Genomic DNA, 26,182 nt, shown 5'->3' with positions numbered 1-26,182 from the left:
CGCCCGGCAGCCGCCCCTGGACGTCGACTCCCGGGGGCTCACCGCTGCTCGGTCGGGCCGGCATCTACAGGTCGGTCAGCTCCTCCGCGTACACCTGCGACAGCGGCTGCGGCCCCACGTACTGCTGGCAGTTGCACTGCCCGGCCTCGTAGCGCAGCGGCTTCTTGTTCTCGTCCCAGGCGACCGGAATCTCCACGCGCTCGTGGCACCGGCCCTGCTTGTCGTGCTTCGCCAGGTGGTGCGTGCACCCGCAGACCGGCTCGGGCCCCCGGTTCGCCGACTCGATCGCCAGCCGCTCCTGCCGCGCCGACTCGAGAAGCTCCATCTTGCGCTCGTGGCGGTGCTTGAGCGCCGTGCGGGCGTTGTCGGCGATCCATGCGAACCCGCCCGTCCAGAACAGGATGGCCACCACCCAGATCCAGTTCATACGATTTCCCCCGTTCCCGTCGATTCCCCCGTAGGTCTTCGCGAGCAGGATAGGCGAACGTCCGTGCCCTACGACCCGCGCGGGAGGAACGCCGGCCGGAGCGCCGGGTCGACCGGGTCGTAGTAGCGGTGGAAGACCGGGGTCGTCGAGGCGGAGAGCGGCGGGACGATCCAGCTCCAGTCGGCGGGGGTCGGGCGGCCTTGGCGGCTCTCCTGGGCGATGTGGCGGATGAAGCGCTCCGACTCGGTGTGATGGTCGGCCATCGTCACCCCCGCCTCCTGGAAGGAGTGCAGCACCGCCACGTTGAGCTCGACCAGCGCCCGGTCCCGCCACAGCGTGCGCTCCGACGAGCGGTCGAGGCCGAGGCGGTCGGCCACCACCGGGAGCAGGTCGAGGCGTTCGGTGTCCGCGAGGTTCCGGGCGCCTATCTCGGTGCCCATGTACCAGCCGTTGAACGGCGCCGCCGGGTACCGTACGCCGCCGATCTCCAGGATCATGTCGCTGATCGCCGGCACCGCGTACCAGCGCAGGCCGAGTGCCGCGAACCACGCGTGCTCGGGATGGGACAGCGGCACCTCGAGCACGCTGTCGTCCGGCAGTTCGTACCACTCGGGCCGGGGCGCGTCCGCTCCGGGGCGCTCCTGCACCATCAACGGCAGTACCTGGAACGGCTCTTCGTCCCGTTTCCAGCCCAACTCCCGTGCCCGCGCGGTCATCTCCGCGCCGCGCGGGTCGCCGATCCAGCGCCCGTCGGGCGTGCGGTGACCGGCGTAGCGGACCAGCTGGTCGTTGACGATCCGCGGCGCGGGCCGCCCCGGCCGGTCCGGCGCGAAGATCGACACGACCGGCCGGATCCGGCCGGCGTTCCCGGCGAGCCGCAGATGCTCGAAGCACTCGGCCGCCATGTCGTCCGCGTCCGTGACGTGCCGCAGGTCCCGTACGACGAGGCTGCGCCAGTACAGCCTGCCGATGCAGCGTGCCGCGTTGCGCCAGGCGACGCGGGCGCCGAAGGCGAGCTCCTCCGGGGTGTGTTCGTAGGTGCCGGTCCGGTCGATCTCGGCCAGCACCTCACGTATCCGCCGTTCCGCCGCCGCCACGCCCCCCGCGTGCGGCTGCTCCTGATGGAACCGGCGGACGAAGTCCACCGCATGCAGCCGGTCCACCCACGGCAGCGGGCTCCGGACCGGGGCGGCGGGAGCCCCGCTCGCAGCGCCCGCCGCGTAGGGGCAGCCGCTGCTCGCGGGGACGGAGCCGGCAAGAGGAGCGGGGGCAGGGACGGGGGCTGGGGCAGGGGTGTGCACGGGCGCCGGGACAGACTTCCGGCGGCGACTCAGACTGAAGACCAAGGTGTTTCCTCCCGGCCCCCATGACTACCGTACGAACATGCGCAAGTGTGGAGAGTAGTCGAATACCGCATGGGAGCCGGGTCGGGCTGGTATGGTGCCGGGCTTCCGCCTCCGGTCGTCCTACTCGGCGACCGTGATCGCCTGCACGGGACAGGCCCGCGCGGCCTCCCGTACGAGCGGCCCGCCCGAACCGTCCTCACGACCGGGTACGACCGTGCCGAAGCCGTCGTCGTCCTGGGTGAAGACGTCGGGCGAGACCAGCGCGCACTGGCCGGCCCCGATACAGACACCGGTGTCGATGGAGATGCGCATCCGCAGGTTTCCTCTCGGTTTGTGTCGGATCACCGTGGCCGAATCACGATGTGCCGGGTCGCGGTGTGCCGGGTCGCGGTGCGCCGGTCACGATGTGCCGGATCACCACGTCACGGGGAGCCGGAGCATCCCCTGGATCGTGTCCCCCGGCTTGAACGGGATCTCCTCGGCCGGCGCCGCGAGCCGCAGCCCCGGGAGCCTGCGCAGCAGCGTCCCGAGTGCGATCTCCAGCTCCATCCGCGCCAGGTTCTGCCCCAGGCACTGGTGGATCCCGAACCCGAACGCCACGTGGTGCCGCGCCGGCCGCGACCAGTCCAGGGTGTCCGGATCCGCGTACACGGAACCGTCCCGGTTGATCACGGACGTCGAGAACACCACGCCCTCGCCCGCCCGGATCACGACGCCCGCCACCTCCACGTCCTCGCGCGCGACCCGCAGCAGCCCGTCGGCGATGGACAGGAACCGCAGCAGCTCCTCCACCGCCGCCGGTACGAGCCCGGGGTCCGCGCGCAGTTCCGCGAGGCGGGACGGGTGGCGCAGCAGCGTGTACGTACCGAGCGAGATCATGTTCGCGGTCGTCTCGTGCCCGGCGACCAGCAGGATCGTCGCCAGCTGCACCAGCTCCTGCCGGTCGGGCCCGCCGTCCTGGACCTGGCGGGCGACCAGGTCGTCGAGGACCCCCTCGCCCGGCTCGGCGCGCTTGCGGTCGATCAGGTCGCCCAGGTAGTCCTCGAGTTGCTTCAGCGCCGCTTCGGTGTCGGCGGCCGTCGGCCCGCGCAGCAGCCGCCGGGACTGCTCTTCGAAGAACTCGTGGTCCTCGTACGGCACACCGAGGAGTTCGCAGATCACGATGGACGGCACCGGCAGCGCGAACGCGCTCACCAGCTCGGCCGTCGGCCCCGCCGCCTCCATGGCGTCGAGCAGTCGGTCCACGATCGCCTGGATGCGCGGCCGCAGCCCCTCCGCCCGGCGGAGCGTGAAGCTCGGGATCAGCATGCGGCGCTGGGTGTTGTGCTCGGGGTCGTCCCATCCGAGCAGCGCGGCGCGCCGGCGGCGGCGCAGGGCCGTGGCGCGTTCCGTCGGCAGGGGGAAGTCGGTGCGGGTGGAGTCGGTGGACAGGCGCTGGTCGGCGAGCAGTGCCCGCGCGGCCTGGTGTCCGGTGACGATCCACACCTCGCGTCCGTCCCACAGGGTCACCCGGGACAGCGGGCGTTCCTCGCGGAGCGGGTCGTAGGCGGTCGGGGGGTGGTAGGGGCAGGTGCGGTCCTGGGGAAAGGCCACGGCTTCGGTCATGGGGACCTCGCATACGGCGGTCGGCGGTTCTGGCGCTTCGGTCGGTGGTGCGATCTCCACTACATGCCTCAGGCATCTATTTGGTCTACACGCAGTTCAGCCAAACCGCCGGAACGAGCGCATCCATTCGGAGTCATGGCAAGCGCCCCTTGTGGGTACGTCTCGCGTGTCGCACACGGCGTCGGAGGACCAAGGGGGTTGGGAAAGCGTGCTGAGTGACGAGGACGTTCTCGCGGCGGTGCGGCGCAGCCTGAAGCAGCGTGATGCATCGTCGCGGGCGCTTCGCCCGGAGGAAGCGAAGATCACCCGGCACCTCCTGGTGGAGGGGGAGATCGTGCGCAGCATCGAGAGCCGCAGTGAGAAGGCGCAAGTGCACCGGGGCCCCGTCGACCTGTCCGAGCGGCCGGTGTACGAGTCCGACATCGACGAGCACGTGATCCCGGCCCCGCGCGACCCGGCGACCCGGGTCACCCACACGCTCGTGCGGCGCGGGACCGTGCGGGACCGGTCCTGCGACGCCTGCAGCAACGGCATCGTCCAGTGCGGGCGCTGTCAGGGAGCGGGCGATCTGCGCTGCGAGCCGTGGGTGACCTGCGAGACGTGCCGCGGCCTCGACAGCTGCCTGCGGTGCGACGGCACCGGCCGCCGCACCCGTAAGACCCCAGGCAGGACCGACGGACCCGACGGACCCGGGGGATCCGACGGAACCGGCCGGGACAAGGAGGATCGCGTCACCTGCCGGCAGTGCGGCGCCCGGGACTCCGCGTGTGCCACCTGCGGCGGGCGCGGCAAGCAGCACTGCTCACGATGCGGCGGGAAGGGGACGCGCACCTGCCCCAAGTGCTCCGGCGACGGTACGGGGCCGTGCGACCGCTGCGCCGGTACGGGCCGGATCGTGACCTGGACCGAGGGCGTCATCGAATGGAAGCCGGACACGGAAAGGATCACACCCGGCAACGAACTCCCGTACCGCGCCGGCCGGCAGGCCCGGGATCGCGGCGACTGGACGCCCGTGAAGGCCTCCGGCGAGCAGGCGCCCCTGCCGGCCGGCACCGCCGCCGAGGTCGCCCGCCTGCTGGCCCCGCGGCTGCGCCCCCGCCCCGGCGAGATCACCCGCCGGATCTCCGTGCGCCACCTCTCCGTCGCCCGGGTGACCTTCGCCGAGGACCCGCACGACTACTTCGTGATCCCGACGACGACCACGCCGTACGTGCTCCGGTTGCCCTCCCGGCGCAGGGTCTGGCAGTTCGCGGCGATCGCCCTGGCGGCGGTGGTGCTCCTCGCGGTCGTGTCGCTCCTCGTCACCTGACCGCACCGAACTCGGTCGCTCCGGGCGGGGGTGGCGAAAGGGTCAGTTGAGCTCGTCCGGGTGCGGGCCGGTGCGCAGCCCGCGGTCGAGCGCGGCCATGGCCCGCATCTCCTCGTCCGTCAGCGCGAAGTCGAAGACCTCGAAGTTCTCGCGGATCCGGGCCGGGGTGACCGACTTGGGGATGACGATGTTGCCGAGCTGCAGGTGCCAGCGGATGACGACCTGGGCGGCGGACTTGCCGTACCGGTCGGCGACGGCCGTGACGGCCGGGTCGTCGAGGACGGCGCCCTGGGCGAGCGGGCTCCACGCCTCGGTGGCGATCTCGTGGTCGGCGTGGAACGCCCGCAGCTCGGCCTGCTGCAGGCCGGGGTGCAGCTCGATCTGGTTGACGGCCGGGGTCAGCGTGGCGCCGTCGAGCAGCCGCAGCAGGTGGCCGGGCTGGAAGTTGGAGACGCCGGCGGCGCGGACGCGGCCCTCCTCGGCGAGGCGCTCCAGGGCCCGCCACGAGTCGCGGTACAGGTCGCGGGCCGGGGCCGGCCAGTGGATCAGGTACAGGTCGACGTAGTCGAGGCCCAGCTCGGCGAGGCTCGCGTCGAAGGCGCGGAGCGTGGCGTCGTACCCCTGGTCGGCGTTCCACAGCTTGGTGGTGACGAACAGCTCCTCGCGGGGCAGTCCGGAGGCGGCGAGGGCGCGGCCGACGCCGGCCTCGTTGCCGTAGATCGCGGCGGTGTCGATGCTGCGGTAGCCGGTCTCCAGGGCGGCGGTGACGGCGGCGGTGGTCGCGTCGTCGGGGACCTGGAAGACGCCGAAGCCGAGCTGCGGGATCTCGACGCCGTTGCCGAGCGTGACGGTGGGGACGGCAGGGGTGGGGGCGGCGGAGGATGCCATGGTGTGCGGGTGTTCCTTCACTTGGCGCGCGGCGAGCGCGGGGAGAGGGTGTAGCGGACGGTCTGGGCGCTGATGAGACCGTCACGGAAGACGAAGGTGTCGACGCCGTCGGTGACCTGGTGAGTGGCGGTGGCGGCGGACCACTGCAGGAACAGGATGTTCCCGGCGAACTGCGGGGTGAGCCGCCAGTCGGCGCCCGGGAGGTCGGCGAGGAGCCGGCCGATGCCCTCCTTCACGCCCTCGCGTCCGGTCAGGACGCCCTCGGGAGTGACGAGGACCGCGTCCTCGGTGTAGTTCTCGCCGATCAGGTCGAGGTCGCCGGTGCCGAGGCGGTTGCCGTGGTCGGCGAAGACCTCCTGCGGGGTGCGGATGGGGGCGCTGGTCTCGGTCATCGGGACAGCTCCCGGAGGGCGGTGGCGGCGAAGCCGTGGTCCTGCTCCGGTGCGCCGCCGCCCACGCCGATCGCGCCGACGATGCGCCCGTCGCGGTGGACGGGGAGACCGCCCGCGATGAAGAGCAGCGGCCGGTCGAGCGCGGTGGGCAGGGAGTGGAACGGGCCGTCGGGCTTGACCAGGTCGACCAGGTCGGCGGTCGCGGCATTCAGCTGGAGGGCGGTGTACGCCTTGCGGGTGCTGGTCTCGCCGGAGATCAGGACGGCCTGGTCGTCGCGCCGGAAGGCGAGCAGGTGGCCGCCGGCGTCGAGGACGGTGACGCTGACCGTGACCCCGGCCGCCTGGGCGGCGCGACGGGCGGCGGTGATCAGTGTCTCGGCGTCCGCGGTGGTGAGCGGGGCGACGGCGGTGGTGGTGCTCATGACTTCTCCTGGGAGGCGGTGCGAAGCGGGGGTCAGTGGTGTACGGGGAGGGGCGCCGCGGCGGCCTCGGGCTCACGCACGGCAGCACGGGTGGAGGAGCGGCGCTCCAGGGCGGCGGACCAGAAGGCGAGGACCAGCGCGGCGGCGGCGAGGAGGGCGCCCACCCAGTTCGGGGAGGTGTAGCCGAAGCCGGCGGCGATCACGAGGCCACCGAGCCAGGCGGACAGCGCGTTGCCGAGGTTGAAGGCGCCGATGTTGACGGCCGAGGCCAGGGTCGGCGCGCCGTGTGCCTGGTCGAGGACGCGCTTCTGCAGCGGCGGCACCGTGGCGAAGCCGAGCGCTCCGACGAGCAGGATGGTGATCGCGGCGAGGATCTTGTCGTGCGCGGTGAGGCTGAACAGCGCGAGCACCACCGCGAGGCCGCCGAGAGTCGCGTACAGCATGGGCATCAGGGCGCGGTCGGCGTACCGGCCGCCGAGCAGGTTGCCCAGGAACATGCCGATGCCGAACAGCACGAGCAGCCAGGTCACGGAGCCGTCGGAGTAGCCGGCCACGTGGGTCATCATCGGGGCGATGTACGTGATCGCGGCGAACACACCACCGAAGCCGAGCACCGTCATCGCCATCGCGAGCAGCACCTGCGGGTTACGGAAGGACTTCAGCTCGCCGCGCAGCCGCGCGCCCTCGCTCCGTGGCATGGCGGGGACGAGCTTCGCGATCCCGAGCAGTCCGGCCACGCCGAGCACGGCGACGATGGCGAAGGTCGTGCGCCAGCCCACGGCCTGCCCGATGAACGTGCCCAGCGGCACGCCCACGATGTTGGCGACGGTCAGCCCGGTGAACATGGTGGCGATGGCGCCGGCCTTCTTCTCCGGCGCGACCAGCCCGGCGGCGACGACGGACCCGATGCCGAAGAACGACCCGTGCGCGAGCGAGGCGATCACGCGGCCGGTCAGCATGATCCCGAAGGTCGGGGCGAGCGCGGAGACCACGTTGCCGATCACGAACAGTCCCATCAGCAGCATGAGCATCCGCTTCCGGCTCACCTTGTTGCCGAGCACGGTGAGCAGCGGCGCGCCGAGGACGACACCGAGCGCGTAGCCGGTGACCAGCAGGCCCGCGGTCGGGATGGTGACGCCGTAGTCGGCGGCGATCTCGGGCAGCAGTCCCATGATCACGAACTCGGTCGTGCCGATACCGAAGGCCCCGACTGCGAGGGCGAGGAGTGCGAGCGGCATGGCTCCACCCTTCCGTAATTGCTTGAGTGAGCGCTTTGCGTGACCTCACAATAGTTGCACGCGCGGCATATATGCAACCGCAGGTAGTGGGTGCGCTCTGGAAGCCGGTGGCTGCAGGGGAAAACGCGGAACGGGCCCGGTGCCGAAGCACCGGACCCGCAGCACGAGGCCCTTGATCACCTGATCTCAGCGCGTGACGAAGACCCGCACGTCCCAGGCGCCGAGGGAGACCGGCCCGCCGGCGGGCACCGGGGGGCCGCCCAGTACGTCGGCCAGGTCCACCGGAGCCAGGGCTCGGGCCGGCTGCCAGCTCCAGTTGTGGACCACATGGACGCGGCGCCCGTCGGGTGCCGTACCGGTGGTGGCGGTGACGGACGCGGGCAGATCGCGCCAGCCGCTCGCGGGAGCGGGGGCCAGCCAGGCGGCGAGCGCCCGGGCCAGGTCGCGTCCGGGCACCGTGCCGACGCAGGTCACCCGGCCCGCGCCGCGGGCGTGGGTGGTGACGGCGGCCCAGCGGCCGAAGTGCGGATGGTCGTAGCCGGCCAGCACCGTCGCGTCGGTGACCGTCAGGCCCTCGACCCACCGGGTCGCGGTCGCGCCCGCCGGAAGCTCCAGCGGACTGTCCGGGACGATGCGCAGCGGGAGGTCCGAGGCCAGGTTGCTGAACTCGTCGTACCACGCACCCGCGGCGGCGGCGAGCCGCGGCGGAGCGGTCTCGTGGCGCGCCCGGGCCTCGTGGTCGGCGTAGCCGGTGCGGGGACCGAGCACGAGGTGGCCGCCGGCCTCGGCGTAGGCCACGAGCCAGTCCAGCAGCGAATCCTCGGCGAGGTAGAGCCCGGGGACCACAAGCACGGGGTGGCGCCGTGCCGCCAGGTCGGGTGCCGGCGTCGCCCGCTCGCCGCGGGCGTCGTGCAGTTGGCGGGCGTGCAGGATCCGGACCTGGCGGCCGGCCTCGAAGGCGCCGCGGTAGAACGGGTCGAAGACGCGGTGGTAGGAGGCCGCGTCGTGGGTGCCGTCCGGCTTCGCCAGCGGCGGGTACTTCTGCATCAGCCATTTGCTGGGCATCGAGAAGACCATCGCGATGTCGGCATCCGGCTCGATTCCGGCGACCACATCGCCCGCCTTCTCGAACTCGACGCCCAGGCGGGAGAGTTCGGCGTACACCCGGCCGGGCCTGCCGCTGTGCGGCAGAACGCCGCCCCAGTACGTCTCGGCGCCGAAGTGCAGGGTGTGCCAGTGCCAGTACTCGATCATCCGCGCACCGCGCGAGACGAGGGCCCAGGCGGCCTGCCGCCACTGGCCGTCGAAGGCGGGCCGGTTCTCCGACGTGCCGCTGATGGCCTGGGCGTTGGTCTCGGTGACCAGGAACGGCTCCTGGCGGGAGGAGAAGATCCGGTCGGCGCTCTGGTACAGCGCCCAGACGCCGCTGGTCTTCCACTGCTGCTCGTGGTCCTCGGGCGTGGGGTCGGGCAGAGCGAGGGCGTCCTGCATGTCGTAGTACGGGTTGCCCGCGGTGACGTCCAGGCCGTCGGTCAGCTCGTCGTCGTCGAGCGCGGGGTGGTGGTAGGAGAGGCACGTGGTGACGAACTGGCCGGGGCGGGCGTACTCGCGCGCGATGCCGGCCTGCCAGACGACGAACTCGGTGGTCTGGCGTGCCTGGAACGCCCGCCAGGCGACGTCGTACTGCGGCTGCTGGTTGTTGTCGGGCTGCCACAGGTCGGCCCAGGTGGAGAGCCGGTGCGACCAGTAGACCAGGCCCCACTCCCGGTTGAGGGTCTCCACGTCGCCGTAGGTGTGCCGCAGGTGATCGACGAACCGCTGGAAGACGCCGTGGTTGTGCGGCAGGCGCAGGCCGGGCTCGTTGTCGACCTGGAAGCCGACGACGGCCGGGTGCGAGGCGTACCGGTCGAGGATCGCCCGGGTGACGCGTTCGGCGTGGTAGCGGAAGGCGGGGTGGGAGAAGTCGGCTTCCTGGCGGGCGCCCCAGCCCATCCGATCACCCGTCGCCCGGTCGCCGGCGATCTCCGGGTACTGCCGGGCCAGCCACGGTGGCACGGCGTAGGTGGGGGTGCCGAGGACGACCGCGATGCCGCGCTGGTGGGCGCCGTCGAGCACCGGGGCCAGCCAGCCCAGCTCGAACCGGCCGTTCTCGGGCTCCCAGGTGGACCAGACCGACTCGCCGACCCGGATGACGGTGAACCTCGCCTCGGCCATCAGGTCGAGGTCTTCCTCGAGCCGCTCGTACGGCTGGTACTCGTGGTAGTAGGCGGCGCCGAACAGCACGCGCGGGGGCAGCGGGAACATGCGGAACCTCGGCAGGGTGAGGCCCCGGCCGCCTGGGGAGCGGCGGCCGGGGCGGGGAGGACGGCGGTCAGGAAGCGGTGCCGGTCACCGTGTCGCCGGACTTGGTCAGGTGGTAGGTGACGGTGGCGCCGCTCCAGAAGCGGAAGGTAAGCGTCACCGGGGCGTCGTCCTTCAGCGACTCGATGAAGCCGGCCTTGACGGTGGTGGTGTCGGCGTCGTAGTCGGCGGCGTAGTTGTTGAACTCCTGGTACGTGGTCCAGCCGTACGGGCCCGCGGCGGTGCCGTCGGCGTACGTGGACTCCACGTTGGCCAGCAGGTCGCCGTTGAACCGGGTCGGGATGGTGAGCCCGGCGGCCGTTCCGGTGGCGTCGGAGAGCACCGGCTGCGCGGAGGTGCGCACGTTGAGCTGCCAGGGCATGCCGCCGGAGTACCGGACCTGGAGGGTCGAGTCGACCCCGTCGGCACGGTTGCCGGCCAGCCGGGTGAGGGCGTCGGCGGTCAGCGTGAGCTGGTCGCCGTCGAGGGTGTAGTCGAGGAACGGGATCAGCGGGCGGTCGCCCTGCCAGAGCCCGGCGAACCAGAGGCCGTTGCGGTTCAGGGTGATGGTCCGGGCCACGAGGGGGCCGGACTTCGGCAGGAAGACGTTGTCGGTGGAGGCGGTGCCCGAGCGGGTGGTCCAGGACGTCCTGATCAGCGCCATGAGGGCCGGGTCACGCCACTGCAGGGTGTCGCGGTTCAGGTAGTTGGCGTCGTCCCAGAGCGCGGTGGTGATGCCGTTGGCGCGGGCCACGTAGTTGACGTGCTCGTAGTACTTGAGCATCTCCCCTCGCTCGACGATGCCGGAGTTGGGCTCGCTCAGCAGGCCGTACTCGCCGAGGTAGACGGGGATGCCCTTGGCGACGAAGGTGTCGTGCACCCGGGCGAAGCCTTCGGTCAGGTCCGCCTGGACCTTGGCGTCGTAGGTCGTGCCGTTGGCGACGTTCACGCTGAACGGCCAGAAGCTGTAGTAGTGCACGGTGGCGACCAGGTTGCGGTCGTGCAGCGAGTTCATCGTGGTCGACAGGTCGTCGAGCCAGCGCTGGGCGTTGTTGGTCTCCTCCGAGGGCAGGACGAGCAGGCGGTCCTTGTTCACTCCGCCGCTGCCCCGGACGATGGAGTGGAACGAGGTGTTGAGCTCGCGCAGGTACTGGGTCTTCTGGGCGTCGGTCGCGTCGGCGAACTGCGGCTCGTTGATGCTCTCCATCAGCAGCTTGCGCGGCTCGTCCTTGAAAGCGGCGGCGATCTGCTGCCAGGTCGAGTCGAACCGGGCCATGATGTTGTCGTGGTCGGTGGACATGTACCTGATCCACTGCCACGAGTCGTGGTGGACGTTGATCTCGACGTAGAGGCCGTCCGCCAGCGCCAGGTCGACCACCTGCTTGACCCGGGCCATCCACGCCGCGTCGATGGTGTACGGCGCGGTGGCGGACTGGTGGCCGGACCAGGTGACGGGGATGCGGACGCTGCGGAAGCCCTCCGACCGGATCCTGTCGAACAGCGCCTTGGTGGTGAGCGGGTTGCCCCAGGAGGTCTCGTCCGGGATCGCGTCCAGCGTGTTGCCCAGGTTCCAGCTGGGCTGCATCGCGGCGACCGCGTTCATCGGGTCCTTGGGGACGAACATACTGGTGGACTGTGCGGCGTCCGGGGCGTCCGGGGCCGCGGAGGCGGGGACGGCGGTCAGCGCACCGGTGGTGACCAGCGCCACCGCCAGGCCGGCCGTCCGGTGGCGTCGGCGGCGGCGTGCGGTCTGCTGCTGCGCGTCGTTCACGGGGTGTCCCTTCGGGTGAACAGGGTGGGGGAGCCCCTGACGGGTGGTCAGGGGCTTCGGACGCGGGAGGGTTGCGGTCAGGAGGCGGTGCCGGTGACCGTGTCGCCGGACTTGGTGATGTGGTAGGTGACGGTGTCGCCGGTCCAGAAGCGGAAGGTGAGCGTCACCGGGGCGCCGTCCTTCAGCGACGTGATGAAGTCGGGCTTGATGGTGGTGTCGGCGCCGTAGTCGGCGCGGAAGTTGTCGAACGACTGGTATGTGGTCCAGGAGGCCGGGCCGGCGGCGGTGCCGTCGGCGTACGTGGACTCCACGTTGGCCATCAGGGCACCGTTGAACCGGGTCGGAATGGTGATCCCGGCGGCCGTTCCGGTGGCGTCGGCCATGGCCGGCTTGTCGTAGGAGCGCACGAAGAGCTTCCACGGCACGCCGTCGGAGTACCGGACCTCGAGGGTGGCGTTGATCCCGGCCGCCCGGTTGCCGGCCAGCCGGGTGAGGGCCTCGGCGGTCAGGGTGAGCTGGTTGCCGTTGACGGTGTAGTCGCGGTACGGGAGCAGCGGGGTGTCGCCCTGCCACACCCCGGTGAACCACTGTCCGTTGGGGTTCAGCGTGATGGTCTGCGCCGCGATGGAGCCGGACTTCGGAACGAAGACGTTGTCGGTGGAGGCGGTGCCCGAGCGGGTCCGCCAGGAGGTCTGGATCAGCGCCTTCATCTCGGGGACCATCCACTGCATGGTGGAGCGGTTCAGGAAGTCGTTGGCGGCGTCCCAGACGGCGGAGGTCATGCCGTTGACCCGCGCCTCGTAGTTGACGTGCTCGAAGTACTTGAGCATCTCGCCGCGCTCGACCACGCCGGAGTAGGGCGAGGTGAGCAGGCCGTACTCGCCGAGGTAGACGGGGATGCCCCTGGCGACGAAGGTGTCGTGCACCCGGGCGAAGCCGTCGTGCAGGTCGGCCTGAGCCGTGGCGTCGTAGGTCGGGCCGTTGGCGATGTTCACGCTGAACGGGTACCAGCTGTAGTAGTGCACGGTGGCGACCAGGTTGCGGTCGTGCAGCGAGGTCATTGTGGTCGACAGGTCGTCGAGCCAGTGCTGGGCGTTGTTGGTCTCCTCCGAGGGCAGGACGAGCAGGCGGTCCTTGTTCTGTCCGCCGGAGTTGCGCACGATGTCGTGGAACGAGGTGTTGAGCTCGCGCAGGTACTGGGTTCGCTGGGCGTCGGTCGCGTCCGCGAACTGCGGCTCGTTGATGCTCTCCATGAGCAGCGTGCGGGGCTCGTCCTTGAAAGCGGCGGCGATCTGCTGCCAGGTCGAGTTGAACCGGGCCATGATGTTGTCGTGGTCGGTGGACATGTACCTGATCCACTGCCAGGAGTCGTGGTGCACGTTGATCTCGACGTAGAGGCCGTCCTGCAGGGCCCAGTCGACCACCTGCTTGACCCGGGCCATCCACGCCGCGTCGATGGTGTACGGCGCGGTGGCGGACTGGTGGGGGTACCAGCTGACGGGGATGCGGACGCTGCGGAAGCCCTGCGCCTTGAGGCCGTCGAAGGTCGCCTTGGTGGTGAGCGGGTTGCCCCAGGAGGTCTCGTCGGGGAGGGCGTCGAAGGTGTTGCCGAGGTTCCAGCTGGGCTGCATCGCGGCGACCGCGGCCATCGGGTCGCTCGGAACCGAGACCGCCGGGGTCCGGTGCTTGGCCTGGTCGGCCGGTGCGGCGACGGCCGTGCCAACGGCGAGGCTGCCCGCGGTGACCAGCGCCGCCACGAGGCAGGCGGTGCGGTGGAGTCGGCGGCCCAGCGGGCGTGCGGTCTGCTGTGCGTCGTTCACGGGTGTCCCTTTCGTGTGGAACAGGAGTGGAATGCCCTGACGGGTGGTCAGGGAAGCGGGAGCGACTCGTAGTCGAAGCGGTCGAAGTGGACGGTGCCGGCGGCGGCGTACATGCCGATGACCCGGCCGGTGAAGCCGCCGGCCACCTCGGTGGACAGGTAGCGCCCGTCGAGGGTGGCGAGCACGGTGAAGGTGCCGTCGGGCTCTTCGACGCCGAGGACGACGTCGTCGGGACCGGTGCGCGGGCCGCGCGTCGGCCGCGGGACGACATCGACACCGAGCACCACGGCTCCGGCGGGCACCGCCCGGGAGGCGACCTCGGTGCGCAGCGAGCCGATCCGGGCGAAGACCTTCACCTCGCCGTCGGCCGCCTCGATCTCGTAGTGGTGCTCCTCGTCCATGCGGACGGCGAGGCCGCCGCGGCCCCTGGCGGGATCGATCAGCGTGCGGGCCCGGCAGCCGAGGTCCTGCTGGCGCCGGCCGACGAACACCACGTCGTTCTCGTCCAGGGAGGCACCCGCGGCGCGCAGGGTGAGCCAGCCGGAACGTTCCTTCGTGGTGCACAGGTGCTCGGGGCGCTCGCGCACCGAGATCCACTGGGGGTGCAGCTCGGCCTGGTCGAAGTCGTCCCGGGCCGGTACGGCGGGCGCGGGATGCAGCGGCCAGGCAGGGGTGGGCAGTTCGGGGGCGAGCGGGCCGACCACCGGCCAGCCGTCCACCCACTCCACCGGGGCGAGGAAGGTCTCCCGGCCGAGCACGTACCAGGCGGGGGTGCCGCCGCGCGGCCGGACGGCGAGCAGCACCATCCACCAGGAGCCGTCGGGCGCCTGGACGAGGTCGGCGTGCCCGGTGTTCTGGATGGGGCTGTTGATGCCGCGGTGGGTCAGCACCGGGTTGGCCGGGCAAGGCTCGAAGGGGCCGGAGGGCGAGGTGCCGCGGGCGATGGAGACGGCGTGGCCGCGCTCGGTGCCGCCCTCGGCGATCATCAGGTACCAGTACTCGCCGATCCGGTACAGGTGCGGAGCCTCGGGGGCCATGGCGCCGGGCGCGCCGGACCAGATCCGCTTCGGCTCGCCGAGGGTTTCGCCGGTGGCCGGGTCGAGGCGGACCTGGGAGACGCCGGCGACGGTGCACCAGCAGGTGCCGTCCTCGTCCCAGGCGAGGTCCGGGTCGATGCCGTGGACGCCGGGCAGCCGGATCGGGTCGGACCAGGGTCCGGCCGGGTCGGTGGCGGTGAAGAGCAGGTTGCCGTCGCCGCTGACGTTGGTGACGATCAGCCAGAAGCGGCCGTCGTGGTGGCGCAGCGTGGGGGCGTAGATCCCTCCGGAGGACGGGGACTCGCGCGGCAGGCGCAGCTGGCTCGGCCGGTCGAGGGCGTTGCCGATCTGGGTCCAGTTGAACAGGTCGCGGCTGTGGAAGACGGGGATGCCGGGGAAGTACTCGAAGCTGGAGCAGACGAGGTAGTAGTCGTCGCCCACGCGGCAGACACTCGGGTCCGGGTGGAATCCGGGGATCACCGGGTTGGGGAGGGTGCCGGTCGGCTGGGGCTGGTCTGACACGTGGTCGGTTCCTTTCGGAGGCGCATGTCGGGTTGGTGGTGTCCCGGGCCCTGGGGAGCCCGGGACACCACCGGCTCGTCGGGTTCAGCCGATCGCGCAGGAGGCGCCGTTGAACCGGAAGGCGGAGGGGTTGGCGTCACTGCTGGACCAGGTGGCCTTGAATCCCCACTGGACGCTGCCGCCCTGCGGGACCGAGGCGTTGTAGGACACGTATCCGGCGTTGACGCTCGGGCCGCTCTGCGACACCGAGGCGTTCCAGCTGTTGGTGATGCTGTTGTCGCCGGGGAAGTCGAAGCCGAGGGACCAGCCGTTGACCTGGCCGAGTCCGTTGTTGACGACGGTGACGGAGCCGACCATGACGCCCTGCCACTCGTTCTTGTTGTAGACGACCCGGCAGGGCGCGCTGGTCGGGTGCATCTGGACGACCGTGATGCCGTAGGCGGGCACGGTCTGGATGGTCGGACTGCCGGACTGGGCCGTGCCGATCCCGTGGGCGTTCTTGAGGTACGAATGGACGGTCGGGGTGGCGGAGGACGGGGTGAACCCGGTGTAGGAGAGGTTCACCGTGGCGTCGTTCCTCGGGTCCTTGTTGATCAGCATGACGGCCACGTCGCCGTCGGCGCGGCGGACGGCGTGCGCGGTGAGCAGCGAGGACGAGCTGGCGGCCTTGACCAGGGTGTCCCCGGGCGCGCCCAGCCTGCTGATCATCTGGATGCCGTAGTAGGCGGGGAAGGGCGTGTTGACGGCCGGCTCGCAGGGGGAGCCGCTGGAGACCATGCCGCCGTCGTCGTAGTCGGTGGCGCCCTCGACCGTGGTCACGTTCGTGCAGTCGGTGCCGTTGCGCAGGTCCCACCAGTCCACGTTGAACGCGCCGTTCTCCAGCCAGGTGAGGTAGTTGTCCGGGGCGAACAGTCCGTTGGGGGAGGTGTCCAGGTAGGCCTGGGCGTTCGCCTCGGTCACCGCGATGCCGACGTTGGGGGCGTTGGATCCGGCGTACTGGTTGATCAGCGAGCGCACGGCGCCGGTGATGCCGGCGTTCTGGGCCTGCGGCTTGGTGAGCAGGTCGGCCGGGCTGGTGCTGGTGGGGTAGGCGTGCACGATGGCGAAGTCGATCTTGGAGCCGGCGATCGACATGACCGTGTGGTTCCAGTCCATGGTGTCGCCCGGCCCGACCATGCCGTCCGGCCAGTAGCCGGGGGTGGTCAGCACCGCGCCGATCTTGACGCTCGGGTCGGCCGCCTTCATGGCCGAGACGTACTGGAGCACGTTGTTCGCGTAGGTCGTGGCGCTCTTGCTGCTGTGGGTGTCGTACTCCCACTTGGCGCCGTACTCGCCGTTGCCGTAGACCTCGTTGCCGATCTCCCAGTACTTGATGCCGTAGCCCTTGGTGACGTTGGCGTACCTGACCCAGGCGGCGGCCTCCTGGGGGGTGCCGGAGCCGTAGTTGGCGGTGATGATCGGCTGCGCTCCGGCGGCGCGCACGGTGCCCATGAAGGCGTCGAAGCCGGTGTTCGGAGCGACGTACGCACCGTCGTCGGCGGTGCCGGTCTGCCAGTGGTAGACGTCAGAGTGGCTGCCGCCGGGGTAGCGGACGGTGTTGATGCCGGCCGTGCCGAGCAGGCCGGAGGTGGCGGCGGCGTTCATGTTGGCGTCGTAGACCGGGATGTTCACGCCGACGCCGGTGGCGGGAACGGTGGCGAGCTGCAGGGCGGCGTCGACCGACACCGACACGGTGCTGGCGGTGACGGCGGGCGGTGCGGCGGCGGCGGGCGGTGCGACGGCGGCGATCGCGCCGGTGGCCGCGAGCGCCAGGGCTGCCGTGGCAGCGATGACGCGATCATGACATGTGCGGGCTGACCATTTCATTGCGTCCCTCCAGTGGGGTGGGGGTGCGAGGTGTTCGAGTGGGGAAACGAACTCCCGCGATCTGGACGGCAGGGGCCCGCGCGGTTGCAGGATCGGGCCCGGACGCTCGACTGCTTGGTCGGAACGCGGGTCGGCGCGGCGGGCCGCGCGCGATCGTCCGGCCGATCGTCAACTCCGTACGCTCGGCCGCGAGGTGAGGCGCAGCAGGACGGCGGACGGGGCCGCCGGCAGGGTCAGGGTCAGGGCGGAGGTGTCCGGGTGCCAGGTGGCCGACGCCTTGCTGTCGGACGGGTAGAGCACCTCGGCCCGGACGTCGGCGCCGAGCAGGTGGGGCAGGGCGAGGTCCCTGACGGTGTCCTCGCCGGAGCGCCGCCAGGCGGTGAGGTAGGTCGTGGCCGGGGTGCGCAGGGCCAGGGCGATCCACGGGTCCTCCCAGCCCGGGAGCCCGAGCGGCCAGGCGGGCAGCGCCTGTGGCAGGTCGGCGCGGATCGACTTGTGGACGGTCACCCCCTCATGGACCAGGTTCCGTGCCTCCGGGGAGAGTTCGGAGATCCGCCCGGAGAGGTGGATGCGGCCGAGGAGCGCGTTGGCCATGGTCAGGGCGACCTCGTCGGGGGAGTCCTCGGGCAGCGGGTAGGCCCAGACCGCGCCCTGCTCGGGCGTGACGGCGGTGGGGGCCGACGCCGCGATCGGTGCGTAGCGCAGCAGGTCCTGCTGGTCGCTGGTGGACTGCAACTGGAGCCGGGAGAGCAGGGCGTGGTCCATCCGCATGCCGCCGGAGGCGCAGTTCTCGATCACCAGGTCCGGGTGCCGGTCCAGGATGCCGTCCAGCCAGTCGAGCTGGGCCCGGTTGTGGCCGAGCAGGCCGGCCGCCGGTGCCTCTCCCGGATGCATGCTGGTGCCGGAGCCCGGGTCGGTGTTGTGGTCGAGCTTGAGGTAGCCGACGCCCCACTCCCCGACCAGGCGGTCCACCACCCGGTCCAGGTGGGCGCGGGCAGCCGGATGGCGCAGGTCCAGGTGGTACCGGCCCCCGCCCTCCTCGACGCGCCGTCCGTCGCGGCGGAAGAACGCCTCCTCCGGCAGGGACCGGGCGACCGGGCTGTTCACCCCGACCGCCTCCGGCTCCAGCCACAGTCCGGGGACCATGCCCCGCTCCCGGATGCGGTCCAGGACCTCGTGGATCCCCTTCGGCCCGGGGAAACGGGAGGCCGACGGCTCCCAGGCCCCGACGGAGCTCCACCAGTTGCCGCCGTCGTCGTACCAGCCGGCGTCGATGACGAAGTACTCCGCGCCGGCCTCGGCGGCGGCGTCGACCAGGGGCAGCAGCCTGGCCGTGGTCGGGTCGCCCATCAGGCAGTTCATGTAGTCGTTGAAGATCACCGGCAGCCGCCGGTGGTCGGGGTGCGGGCGGCGGGTGGCGCGGCGGTAGCGGGTGAGGGCGGCGAAGGCGTCGTCCGGGCCGCCGCTCGGGGCCAGTGCGAGCGCCACGGGCACGGTACGGAACTCGGCGCCCGGCTCCAGTGGGTGGCGCCAGCCGTGGTCGGCGTCGTTCGGCCCGTACAGCGCCGCGTAGGCGGTGTCGTCGCGCACCCCGCACTCCCAGCGCCAGCCGCCGCCGTTGTGCTCGATCTGCCACAGCCAGGTGCGGCCGGACTCCCGGTCGGTCAGGCCCCCCATCGGCAGGTGGCCGCAGCTGGACCACACGCCCTGTCCGGCCACGACGCGAGTGCTGCGGCCGGAGGCGGTGTGGAAGCGGCCGCTCCGTTCGGGCGAGGACATGCGCAGCGGCTGGCGGTGCCAGCGGCATTCGGCGAACCACTCGTTCTCCGCCCACAGCAGGTCGGCGGTGTCCAGATCCACCGGGTCGCCCCCGGTGAGGCAGCCCGCCACGAGCGAGGCGACCGATTCCAGGTGCAGCGTCGCCGCCCCCTCGTTGCGCAGCAGCACCTCGGCGCGCAGCACGGGCAGGCCGTCCGGGGACCGGTAGACCGCCTCGGCGGTCAGGCCGGTCTCCGGGTCGTGGAGTTCGACGGTGAGCACGTGCCGGTCGCCGTCCCGGGTCGTGCGGTGGGAGCGGTGGCGCAACCGTCCGCCGAGGGCACTGTTGACGAGGTGCCGGCCCGACCAGTAGCGGCCGAGACCGGCGGTCGTCACCTCCACCAGCGGCAGTGGTGCGCCGGGGCGGGGGGCGGTGCTCTTCTCGCCGGGGGCGCCGAGGCGGACCAGGCGGGGGGTGCCGTGCTCGCCCAGGGCGATCTCCAGCTCCAGGGCGTCGTGGCCCCAGCGAATCGTCTCGTGCGGGTCGCTCATGGTGGCCTTCCTCGATGAGGCGGGAGAGACTTTGTGAGCGCTCACAATTCGCGCAGGACGGCGCAGCCGCCGACGGGCAGCCGGCTCACCGTGGCGTCCGTGAGCAGATCGTGACCGGGCTGCGGCAGCGGGACGGGCTCGTCGAGGTGGTTGATCAGCACGTGCCAGCCGCGGCCGTCCGGTGCGCGCCGGGTGACGGCCTCGACGCCGGCCGGCAGGCCCGGCAGGTCCGGGACGACCCCGGCCTCCGTGAGCAGCCGGCCGATCAGCGCGGTGTAGCTCGCGTCGTCGAGGCGGGTGGAGAGGTACCAGCCGTGGCCGGAGCCGAAGTCGTGGCGGGTGAGCGCCGGGCTGCCGGCGAGCATGCCGCGGGTGTAGGTGGCGAGCGCCTCGGCGCCCTCGGTGCGCAGGGACTCGCTCCAGGAGGAGCCCGTCGAGCCGTCGGAGAGTGCGATCTCCTCGTCCTGCGGCAGCGGGCGGTGCTCCTCGACGTGAATGCCCAGGGCCTCGCGCAGCGGGGCGGCCGGGTAGCCGCCGAGCCGGGCGTGCAGGCGCTCGTCGACGATGCCGTTGAAGTGCTGGACGAGCAGGGTGCCGCCGTCGGCGACGTAGCGGCACAGGTTCTCGGCGCCCGCGTCGGTGAGCAGGAAGAGGGCGGGGGCGAGGACGACCCCGTAGCGGCTGAGGTCGTGTTCGGGGTGGGCGAAGTCGACCGCCAGGCCGGCGTCCCACAGCGCCTGGTGGGCACGGCGCAGCGCGGGGTAGTAGCCGAGCTCGGCGGACGGGAGGCCGTCGACGTTCATGGCCCACCAGGCGTCGGAGTCGTGCAGCACGGCGACTTCGGCCCGGACGGTGGAGCCGGCGAGCTCGCCGAGCCGGGCGACGGCCTCGCCGGTCGCCGTGACCTCGCGGAAGGTGCGGCTGTCCGGCCCGGCGTGCGGGACCATCGCCGAGTGCCACGTTTCGGCCCCGGCCTTGGACTGGCGCCACTGGAAGAACAGCGCACCCTCCGAGCCGCGGGCGATGTGGGCGAGCGAGTGGCGCAGGATGTCGCCCGGCTCCTTGGGGAGGACGCGGTCGCCGACGTAGACGGTGTTGGTGCCCGATTCCATCAGCAGCCAGGGGGCGCCGCCGGCGAACGAGCGGGCCCGGTCGGCGTCGAAGGCGGCGTGGGCGGCGGCGTCGACGCCGGGTGCACTGGGGTAGTGGTCGACCGAGACCAGGTCGACCTCGCGGCCGAAGGCCCACAGGTCCAGGTTCTGGTAGTCGGGCACCATGAGGTTGGTGGTCACCGGCCGGTCGCTGTGGGCGCGGATCGCGTCGCGCTGCTCGCGGTAGGCGGCGAGGGTTTCGTCGGACCAGAAGCGCTTGTAGTCCAGGGCCTGGCCGGGATTGCGGTGCCACTGGCTCTTGCGGGGCGGGAGGATCTGCTCCCACGAGGTGTAGTGCTGGCTCCAGAAGGCGGTCCCCCAGGCCTCGTTGAGGGCGTCCAGGGAGCCGTGGCGGGCGCGCAGCCAGACGCGGAAGGCGGCGGCGGTGTGGTCGCAGAAGCAGAGGGTGACGTACTCGTTGTGGACGTGCCACAGGGCGAGTGCGGGGTGGTCGCCGTAGCGTTCGGCGAGAGCGGTGGCGATGCGGCGGGCGGCCTGGCGGTAGGCGGGGGCGGTGAGGCAGTAGGTGTCCCGGCTGCCGTGGGTCAGGCGGGTGCCGTCGGGGCCGACGGGCAGGGCGTCCGGGTGGGCCGGGGTGAACCAGGGCGGCGGGGAGGCGGTGGGGGTGGCCAGGTCGACGGCGACGCCGGCCGCGTGGAGCCGGTCGAGGTGGGCGTCGAGCCAGTCGAAGTCGTAGCGGCCCTCTTCGGGTTCCATCAGGGCCCAGGAGAAGACGCCGACGGTGGCGAGGTTGACGCGCGCCCGGCGCATCAGCTCGTCGTCCTGCTTCCACACCTCCGCGTCCCACTGCTCGGGGTTGTAGTCCCCGCCGTAGGCGAGGCCGCCGAGGCGGTCGGTGAGCCGGCGGATGTCCATGGGGGGGAACCGTCTTTCCGGTAGTGGTGTCAACTGTGGTGCGGGACCGGTGCGGTGCTTTCGCGGACGACGAGTTCCGGTGGCATCAGGAGGAGCTGGTCGTCGGGCTGCCCGCCCGCGGTGGTCGCGGCGATCCTCGCCATGACCTGGTCCACGGCGACCTGTCCGAGGTCCTTCTTCGGGCTGGTGACGGAGGTGAGGCGCGGTGCGTGCTGCTCGGCCAGCGAGTCGGGGCAGATGGCGATGACGGAGGCGTCCTCCGGCACGGTCCGTCCGCTGGCGCGCAGCAGGCTCAGCAGTGGGCCGATCGCGGCCTCGTTCTGGACGACGAACCCGGTGGTCTCGGGGCGGTCCGCGAGGATGCGGGCCAGGGTGCCCGCGGTGCTCTCGTAGGTGCCCTCGCAGGGCCGGTGGAGGAAGCGCAGGCCGCGCCGTTCGGCGCGGGAGCGGAAGCCGTTCAGGGTGCGTTCGGCGTAGCCGGAGTGGCGCCGGTAGACGCCGCTGCTGTAGCCGATGAAGGCGACGTCGCGGTGGCCGAGGTCGGCGAGGTGGTCGGCGCACAGGGCGCCGGCGGTGGCGAAGTCGTGGTCGACGCAGGAGAGTCCGGTGGGGTCGTCGGGCAGGCCGATGAGTGCGGCGGGGATGTCCTCGGCGCGCAGGACCGGGATGCGGTCGTCGTCCAGCCGGACGTCCATCAGGATGACGCCGTCGGCGAGTCCGGTGGCGGCGACCCGGCGGACGCCTTCGGGGCCTTCGTCGTTGGTGAGCAGCAGGACGTCGTAGCCGTGTTCCCGGGCCGCGACGGTGACGGCGATGGCGATCTCCGTCATCGTGGGCACGTGCACCTCGGGGTTGAGCGGCACGACCAGGGCGATGATGTGCGAGCGCTTGCCGGCCAGGGCCCGGGCGCCCGCGTTCGGGTGGTAGCCGAGGTCCGTGATGGCCCGTTCGATGCGGGTTCTGGTCTCGTCGGAGATCGGCCGCTTGCCGCTGAGGGCGTAGCTGACCGTGCTCGACGAGACGCCGGCGTGCCTGGCCACATCGGCGAGTGTCACCATCGCGCTGCTTCCTTCGTGTCGGTTCCGTTGAGGGGCGTGTGCCCGGTCCGGTCCTGGTCCGGCGGCGGGCGCGCCGAACCGGTGCGGACGGCTCAGCCCTTGATCGCTCCGGTGAGGACACCGGTGCGCAGGTGCTTCTGCACGAACGGGTACACGATCACCAGTGGTACCAGGGTGAGGACCACGACCGCCATCTGCAGCGACAGCGGCGCGGTCTGCACATGGGTGTTCCCGAAGCCCGAGTTGACGGACCCGGGCAGGCCGTTCGCCCGGTTGACATAGGTGAGCAACACGTATTGGAGCGGCCATTTCTGACTGTCCGTCGGCATGTAGAGCATGACGTTGAAGAAGGAGTTCCAGTACCCGACGGCGTAGAACAGCGCGGTGACGGCGGTGACGGCGCGTGAGGTGGGCAGCACGACGGACCACAGGATCCGCCAGTCCCCGGCGCCGTCCATCCGGGCCGCGTCGATCAGTTCGGAGGAGGTCTCCTGGTAGAAGGCGCGCAGCACCAGGATGTTGAAGACGGAGACCGCGCTCGGCAGGATCAGCGCCCACCACTGGCCGTAGCCGCCGAGGCCGGTGACGACCAGGAAGCTCGGGATCAGGCCGCCGCTGATGAACATCGTGGTGATCAGCAGCAGCAGGACGAAGCGGTGCCCGAGGGAGCGCGGCCGGGAGAGGCCGTAGGCGCACAGGATGGAGACCGCCATGGACAGCACGGTGCCGACCACGGTGATGCCCAGGCTCACCCCCAGCGCGGTGATGATCGTCGAGTCGCTGAGCATCTGGCGGTACGTCTCGGTGGTCAGGCCGTCCGGCCAGATCACCAGGCCGCCGGCCCGGTTGATGGCGCCGGGGGTGGAGAAGCTGGTCAGGACGATGATCCAGAGCGGGACCAGGATGACGGCGAGCGTCCCGCCGAGCGTGAGGCCCTTCGCGGCCTGGCCGACCGGGGTCGGCGGCTCGTCCCAGGGCGGGCGGGCGGAGCGGGTCCGGCGTCGGGCCGCTGTAGCCGCCGTGCGGCGCTTCTCGCCCCGTGAACCGATGGTGAGTGCGTTCGTCATTTGCGATACAGCCCGTCCTCGCCGAAGGCGTGCGCCAGCTTGTTGGCGCCCCAGATGAGCAGCAGGGAGACCACGCTCTTGAAGAGCCCGGCCGCCGCGCCGTAGCTGTAGCCGCCGGTGGCGATGCCGTAGTAGAAGGAGAAGGTGTCCAGGACGTCCGCGGCCTCGTGGCCGACGGCGTCGCGCTGGATCAGGAACTGCTCGAACCCGACGGACAGGGCGTTGCCGAGCCGCAGGACCAGCATCAGCACGATCACCCCGCGCAGCCCCGGCAGCGTGATGTGCCACATCCGCCGCAGCCGTCCCGCGCCGTCGGCGGCCGCGGCCTCGTACAGCTCGCTGTTGATCGCGCTCAGCGCCGCGAGGAAGACGATGATCCCCCAGCCCGCCTCCTTCCAGATCGCCTGCGAGGTGACCAGCAGGGCGAAGGTGTGCGGGTTGGTCATGATGTCCCAGGTGCCGATGTCGTGCTGGCGCAGGAACTGGTTGAGCACGCCGGCGCCGCCGAGCATCTGCTGGAAGATCGTGATCGCCAGCACCCACGAGAAGAAGTGCGGCAGGTAGACCACGGACTGGAAGAAGTTGCGGACCCGCTCGCTGATCACCGAGTTGAGCAGCAGGGCCAGGGCGATCGGGACCGGGAAGAAGAGGATCAGCTGGACGAAGCTGAGGTACAGCGTGTTCTTCATCGAGGCCCAGAACGCCGGGTCGCCGAGCAGCTGCTGGAACTGGTCGAACCCGACCCATTCGCTCTGCCATACCCCGACCAGCGGGTCGTACTCCTGGAAGGCGGTGACGATGCCGAACAGCGGTGCGTAGTTGAACACCAGGAGCAGGACGACCGCGGGCACCGTCATCAGGAGGAGGGACTTGTCGCGCCGCAGCCTGGTCCGCCAGTTGAGCCGTGCGGGGCCGGCCGGGTGCTTCGGGGCCGCGGTGCTCACTGGCCGGTGCCGTACTTGTCGAGGACGTTGTCGGTCATCCACTGCTTGAGTCGCTCCCCGGGGCCGGACCGCCAGCTCGCGATGGCGTCCTGCAACTCGGAGACCTTCTTCTTGCCGTGGTAGCAGTCCTTGAGGGTGTCGTTGACGTTCTGCGCGGCCGAGGCCGAGGCGATGGACGGCGGCATGCTGAGGTTCATGCCCCAGAAGGGCGGCTTGGTGAGGTACTTGACGTTGGCGGCCGACCAGCTCGCGTAGTCCCTGGTGATCTGCTCGCCGCCCGGGTTGCTGGTCACGGAGGGGGCGGCGGCAAGGAACGGGTAGCTCGTCACCTGGACGTCCTTCTTCCCCTCCTCCGTGAAGGTCGGCATGCCGTTCACCCGGGTGTGGTGGACGCCCTCGACGCCGAAGTTGACCATGGTGTACTCGGCCGTTCCGTAGGGCGCGGCGAGGTAGTTCGCGACGGCGAGCAGTTCCTGGATCTGCTCCGGCCTCAGATTGGCGTTGAGGTAGCTGATCATGCTGGCGGCGGCGCCCATGTAGACCACCGGCGTGCCCTTGCCGTCGGCGGTGATGGCGTTGAAGGCGCCGCGCCGGTAGTTCGGGTCCGCGGCGGTGCCGGACTGGTGGTCGGCCAGGTTCCAGGCGCCCAGTCCGCCGCCTCCGATGAGCGTCTTGCCGCTGTAGAAGCGGGTGGCTCCGTTGGCGACGTCACCGGCGAGCGCGTCCGGGTGCATGTAGCCCGAGGTGGCCAGGCGGTTGTGCCAGTCGATGGCCTCCAGGAACTCCTGGGTCTCGAACGGGTGGACCAGCTTGCCGTTGTCGACCCTCCACCTCATGGGGACGTTCCAGGAGAACTGGAGGTAGGTCCACACGTCGTCGAAGGCCCACACGCCCCGTTTGGCGTCGGTCAGTTCCTTGCCGAGGTTCATCAGGTCGTCGGCGGACCTGATCTGGTCGGCCGTGATGCCCCGGGCCTCGAGGATGTCCCGGCGGTAGAAGGTGGCGCCGGGGATGCCGAAGCTGGTGGAGAAGCAGGGAATCCCGTAGAGCTTGTCGCCCCAGACGCCGTGCTGCCAGGCGCCGGTGGGCAGAGCGGCCAGGTTGGGGTACTTCTTGATGTTGTCGCCGGACAGGTAGGGGGTCAGGTCCGCGAGCTGGGTGCCGGCCAGCCCACCGGTGTTGAAGGCGTCGTTCAGCCAGGACGGCAGGTTGATCCAGTCCGGCAGCTTCTTGGCGGCGGTCATCGTCGGGATGATGGTGTTGTAGTTGATCCCGTCCGTCGGCTTGACGGTCAGGTCGACCCCGAGTGCCTTGTTCATCGCCTGGTAGAAGGAGTTGCCGACCGGCGGGGCCGTGCCCCACAGCGGGGTGATCGCCGTGTAGCTGCCGCCCTTGCCGGGAACGCCGGAGACGCTGGAGGGCGGCGAGGCCGGGTAGGAGAGGTAGGCCGGGTCGGTCGCGGCGTCGCCCTTGCCCTGCACGGGGGCTATGTCCGGCTTGACCGCGTTGGCGTTGGGTACGTAGGCCGGCAGCGCGGCCTTGAGACCCTCCTTGGTGTTCGCCCCGGCCTTCTTGCCCGAGCCGCTGCCGCAGGCGGACAGCAGGGGCGCCATCGCGGCGGCTCCCGCGACCGTGGCGGCGGTGGTGAGGAAGCTCCTGCGGTTCAACCCGGATCTCATGGTGGCGTGGCCCTCTCCGTCGAAGCGTTGAAGCACCGAAGCGTCGAAGCGCTTGGATGTTTCGGCGACACTAACGACGCGTTACCAGTTGGGCAAGAGCCTGAACAAATCCAA

At 71.2% G+C, this 26,182-nt stretch carries 20 protein-coding genes; 1 reads left to right on the top strand and 19 read right to left on the bottom strand.

Translation table 11 applies throughout. The features are described from left to right. Positions 1-64 precede the first annotated feature (64 nt). From ACWEV0_RS25725 to ACWEV0_RS25710, 4 genes are all read right to left on the bottom strand, one after another. Positions 65-427, bottom strand: coding sequence for a hypothetical protein (locus tag ACWEV0_RS25725; RefSeq protein WP_453151829.1), 363 nt, complete (start codon positions 425-427; stop codon positions 65-67). 68 nt (positions 428-495) lie between these two features. Continuing rightward, complete coding sequence (locus tag ACWEV0_RS25720) at positions 496-1,590, bottom strand: nitric oxide synthase oxygenase (RefSeq protein ID WP_453151828.1); 1,095 nt, start codon at positions 1,588-1,590, stop codon at positions 496-498. Between the two features lie 303 nt (positions 1,591-1,893). Beyond that, positions 1,894-2,085, bottom strand: coding sequence for a ferredoxin (locus ACWEV0_RS25715; protein WP_453151826.1), 192 nt, complete (start codon positions 2,083-2,085; stop codon positions 1,894-1,896). Positions 2,086-2,187: 102 nt separating this feature from the next. Then, complete coding sequence (locus tag ACWEV0_RS25710) at positions 2,188-3,378, bottom strand: cytochrome P450 (protein ID WP_453151825.1); 1,191 nt, start codon at positions 3,376-3,378, stop codon at positions 2,188-2,190. Between the two features lie 208 nt (positions 3,379-3,586). On the opposite strand from ACWEV0_RS25710, the gene ACWEV0_RS25705 reads away from it, so the two are divergent. After that, positions 3,587-4,687: a hypothetical protein gene (locus ACWEV0_RS25705; RefSeq protein WP_453151824.1), complete on the top strand. Its 1,101-nt coding sequence runs from the start codon at positions 3,587-3,589 to the stop codon at positions 4,685-4,687. Between the two features lie 42 nt (positions 4,688-4,729). Here the strand turns inward: ACWEV0_RS25705 and ACWEV0_RS25700 are convergent, their stop codons facing one another. The 15 genes from ACWEV0_RS25700 to ACWEV0_RS25630 form a co-directional block, all read right to left on the bottom strand. Next, positions 4,730-5,575, bottom strand: a complete 846-nt coding sequence (locus ACWEV0_RS25700; RefSeq protein WP_453151823.1) for an aldo/keto reductase — start codon at positions 5,573-5,575, stop codon at positions 4,730-4,732. Between the two features lie 17 nt (positions 5,576-5,592). Continuing rightward, positions 5,593-5,967 (bottom strand): nuclear transport factor 2 family protein, encoded by a 375-nt coding sequence (locus tag ACWEV0_RS25695; RefSeq protein WP_453151822.1) that lies wholly within the window; start codon positions 5,965-5,967, stop codon positions 5,593-5,595. Further along, positions 5,964-6,389, bottom strand: a complete 426-nt coding sequence (locus ACWEV0_RS25690; RefSeq protein WP_453151821.1) for a GlcG/HbpS family heme-binding protein — start codon at positions 6,387-6,389, stop codon at positions 5,964-5,966. The genes ACWEV0_RS25695 and ACWEV0_RS25690 overlap by 4 nt, the downstream gene beginning before the upstream one ends. 32 nt (positions 6,390-6,421) lie before the next feature. Beyond that, a complete protein-coding gene (locus ACWEV0_RS25685) occupies positions 6,422-7,627 on the bottom strand; it encodes an MFS transporter (RefSeq protein ID WP_453151820.1) in 1,206 nt (401 codons plus the stop codon). A 186-nt stretch (positions 7,628-7,813) separates the two neighbouring features. Continuing rightward, complete coding sequence (locus tag ACWEV0_RS25680; RefSeq protein WP_453151819.1) at positions 7,814-9,931, bottom strand: beta-galactosidase; 2,118 nt, start codon at positions 9,929-9,931, stop codon at positions 7,814-7,816. Positions 9,932-9,998: 67 nt separating this feature from the next. Further along, positions 9,999-11,738, bottom strand: a complete 1,740-nt coding sequence (locus ACWEV0_RS25675; protein ID WP_453151818.1) for a cellulase family glycosylhydrolase — start codon at positions 11,736-11,738, stop codon at positions 9,999-10,001. Between the two features lie 77 nt (positions 11,739-11,815). Next, positions 11,816-13,558: a cellulase family glycosylhydrolase gene (locus ACWEV0_RS25670; RefSeq protein ID WP_453151817.1), complete on the bottom strand. Its 1,743-nt coding sequence runs from the start codon at positions 13,556-13,558 to the stop codon at positions 11,816-11,818. 47 nt (positions 13,559-13,605) lie between these two features. Beyond that, positions 13,606-15,117 carry a glycoside hydrolase family 43 protein gene (locus ACWEV0_RS25665; RefSeq protein ID WP_453151816.1) on the bottom strand — a complete coding sequence of 504 codons (1,512 nt, stop codon included), beginning with the start codon at positions 15,115-15,117 and terminating at the stop codon, positions 13,606-13,608. 84 nt (positions 15,118-15,201) lie between these two features. After that, a complete protein-coding gene (locus tag ACWEV0_RS25660; protein WP_453151815.1) occupies positions 15,202-16,983 on the bottom strand; it encodes a cellulose binding domain-containing protein in 1,782 nt (593 codons plus the stop codon). Between the two features lie 168 nt (positions 16,984-17,151). Beyond that, a complete protein-coding gene (locus ACWEV0_RS25655) occupies positions 17,152-19,293 on the bottom strand; it encodes an alpha-galactosidase (protein ID WP_453151814.1) in 2,142 nt (713 codons plus the stop codon). 41 nt (positions 19,294-19,334) lie between these two features. Further along, a complete protein-coding gene (locus ACWEV0_RS25650) occupies positions 19,335-21,320 on the bottom strand; it encodes a beta-galactosidase (protein ID WP_453151813.1) in 1,986 nt (661 codons plus the stop codon). A gap of 29 nt (positions 21,321-21,349) precedes the next feature. Then, complete coding sequence (locus tag ACWEV0_RS25645) at positions 21,350-22,378, bottom strand: LacI family DNA-binding transcriptional regulator (RefSeq protein WP_453151812.1); 1,029 nt, start codon at positions 22,376-22,378, stop codon at positions 21,350-21,352. Between the two features lie 92 nt (positions 22,379-22,470). Further along, positions 22,471-23,445: a carbohydrate ABC transporter permease gene (locus tag ACWEV0_RS25640; RefSeq protein ID WP_453151811.1), complete on the bottom strand. Its 975-nt coding sequence runs from the start codon at positions 23,443-23,445 to the stop codon at positions 22,471-22,473. Beyond that, positions 23,442-24,389, bottom strand: a complete 948-nt coding sequence (locus ACWEV0_RS25635) for an ABC transporter permease (protein WP_453151809.1) — start codon at positions 24,387-24,389, stop codon at positions 23,442-23,444. Before ACWEV0_RS25635 ends, ACWEV0_RS25640 begins: the two co-directional genes overlap by 4 nt. Then, positions 24,386-26,068 (bottom strand): Tat pathway signal sequence domain protein, encoded by a 1,683-nt coding sequence (locus ACWEV0_RS25630; protein ID WP_453151808.1) that lies wholly within the window; start codon positions 26,066-26,068, stop codon positions 24,386-24,388. The genes ACWEV0_RS25635 and ACWEV0_RS25630 overlap by 4 nt, the downstream gene beginning before the upstream one ends. Positions 26,069-26,182 lie beyond the last annotated feature (114 nt).

The organism is Streptomyces sp. NPDC003943 (genome assembly GCF_053605265.1).
Note: the sequence above shows the minus strand (reverse complement) of the source record. Positions and strands in the feature narration are given on the sequence as shown.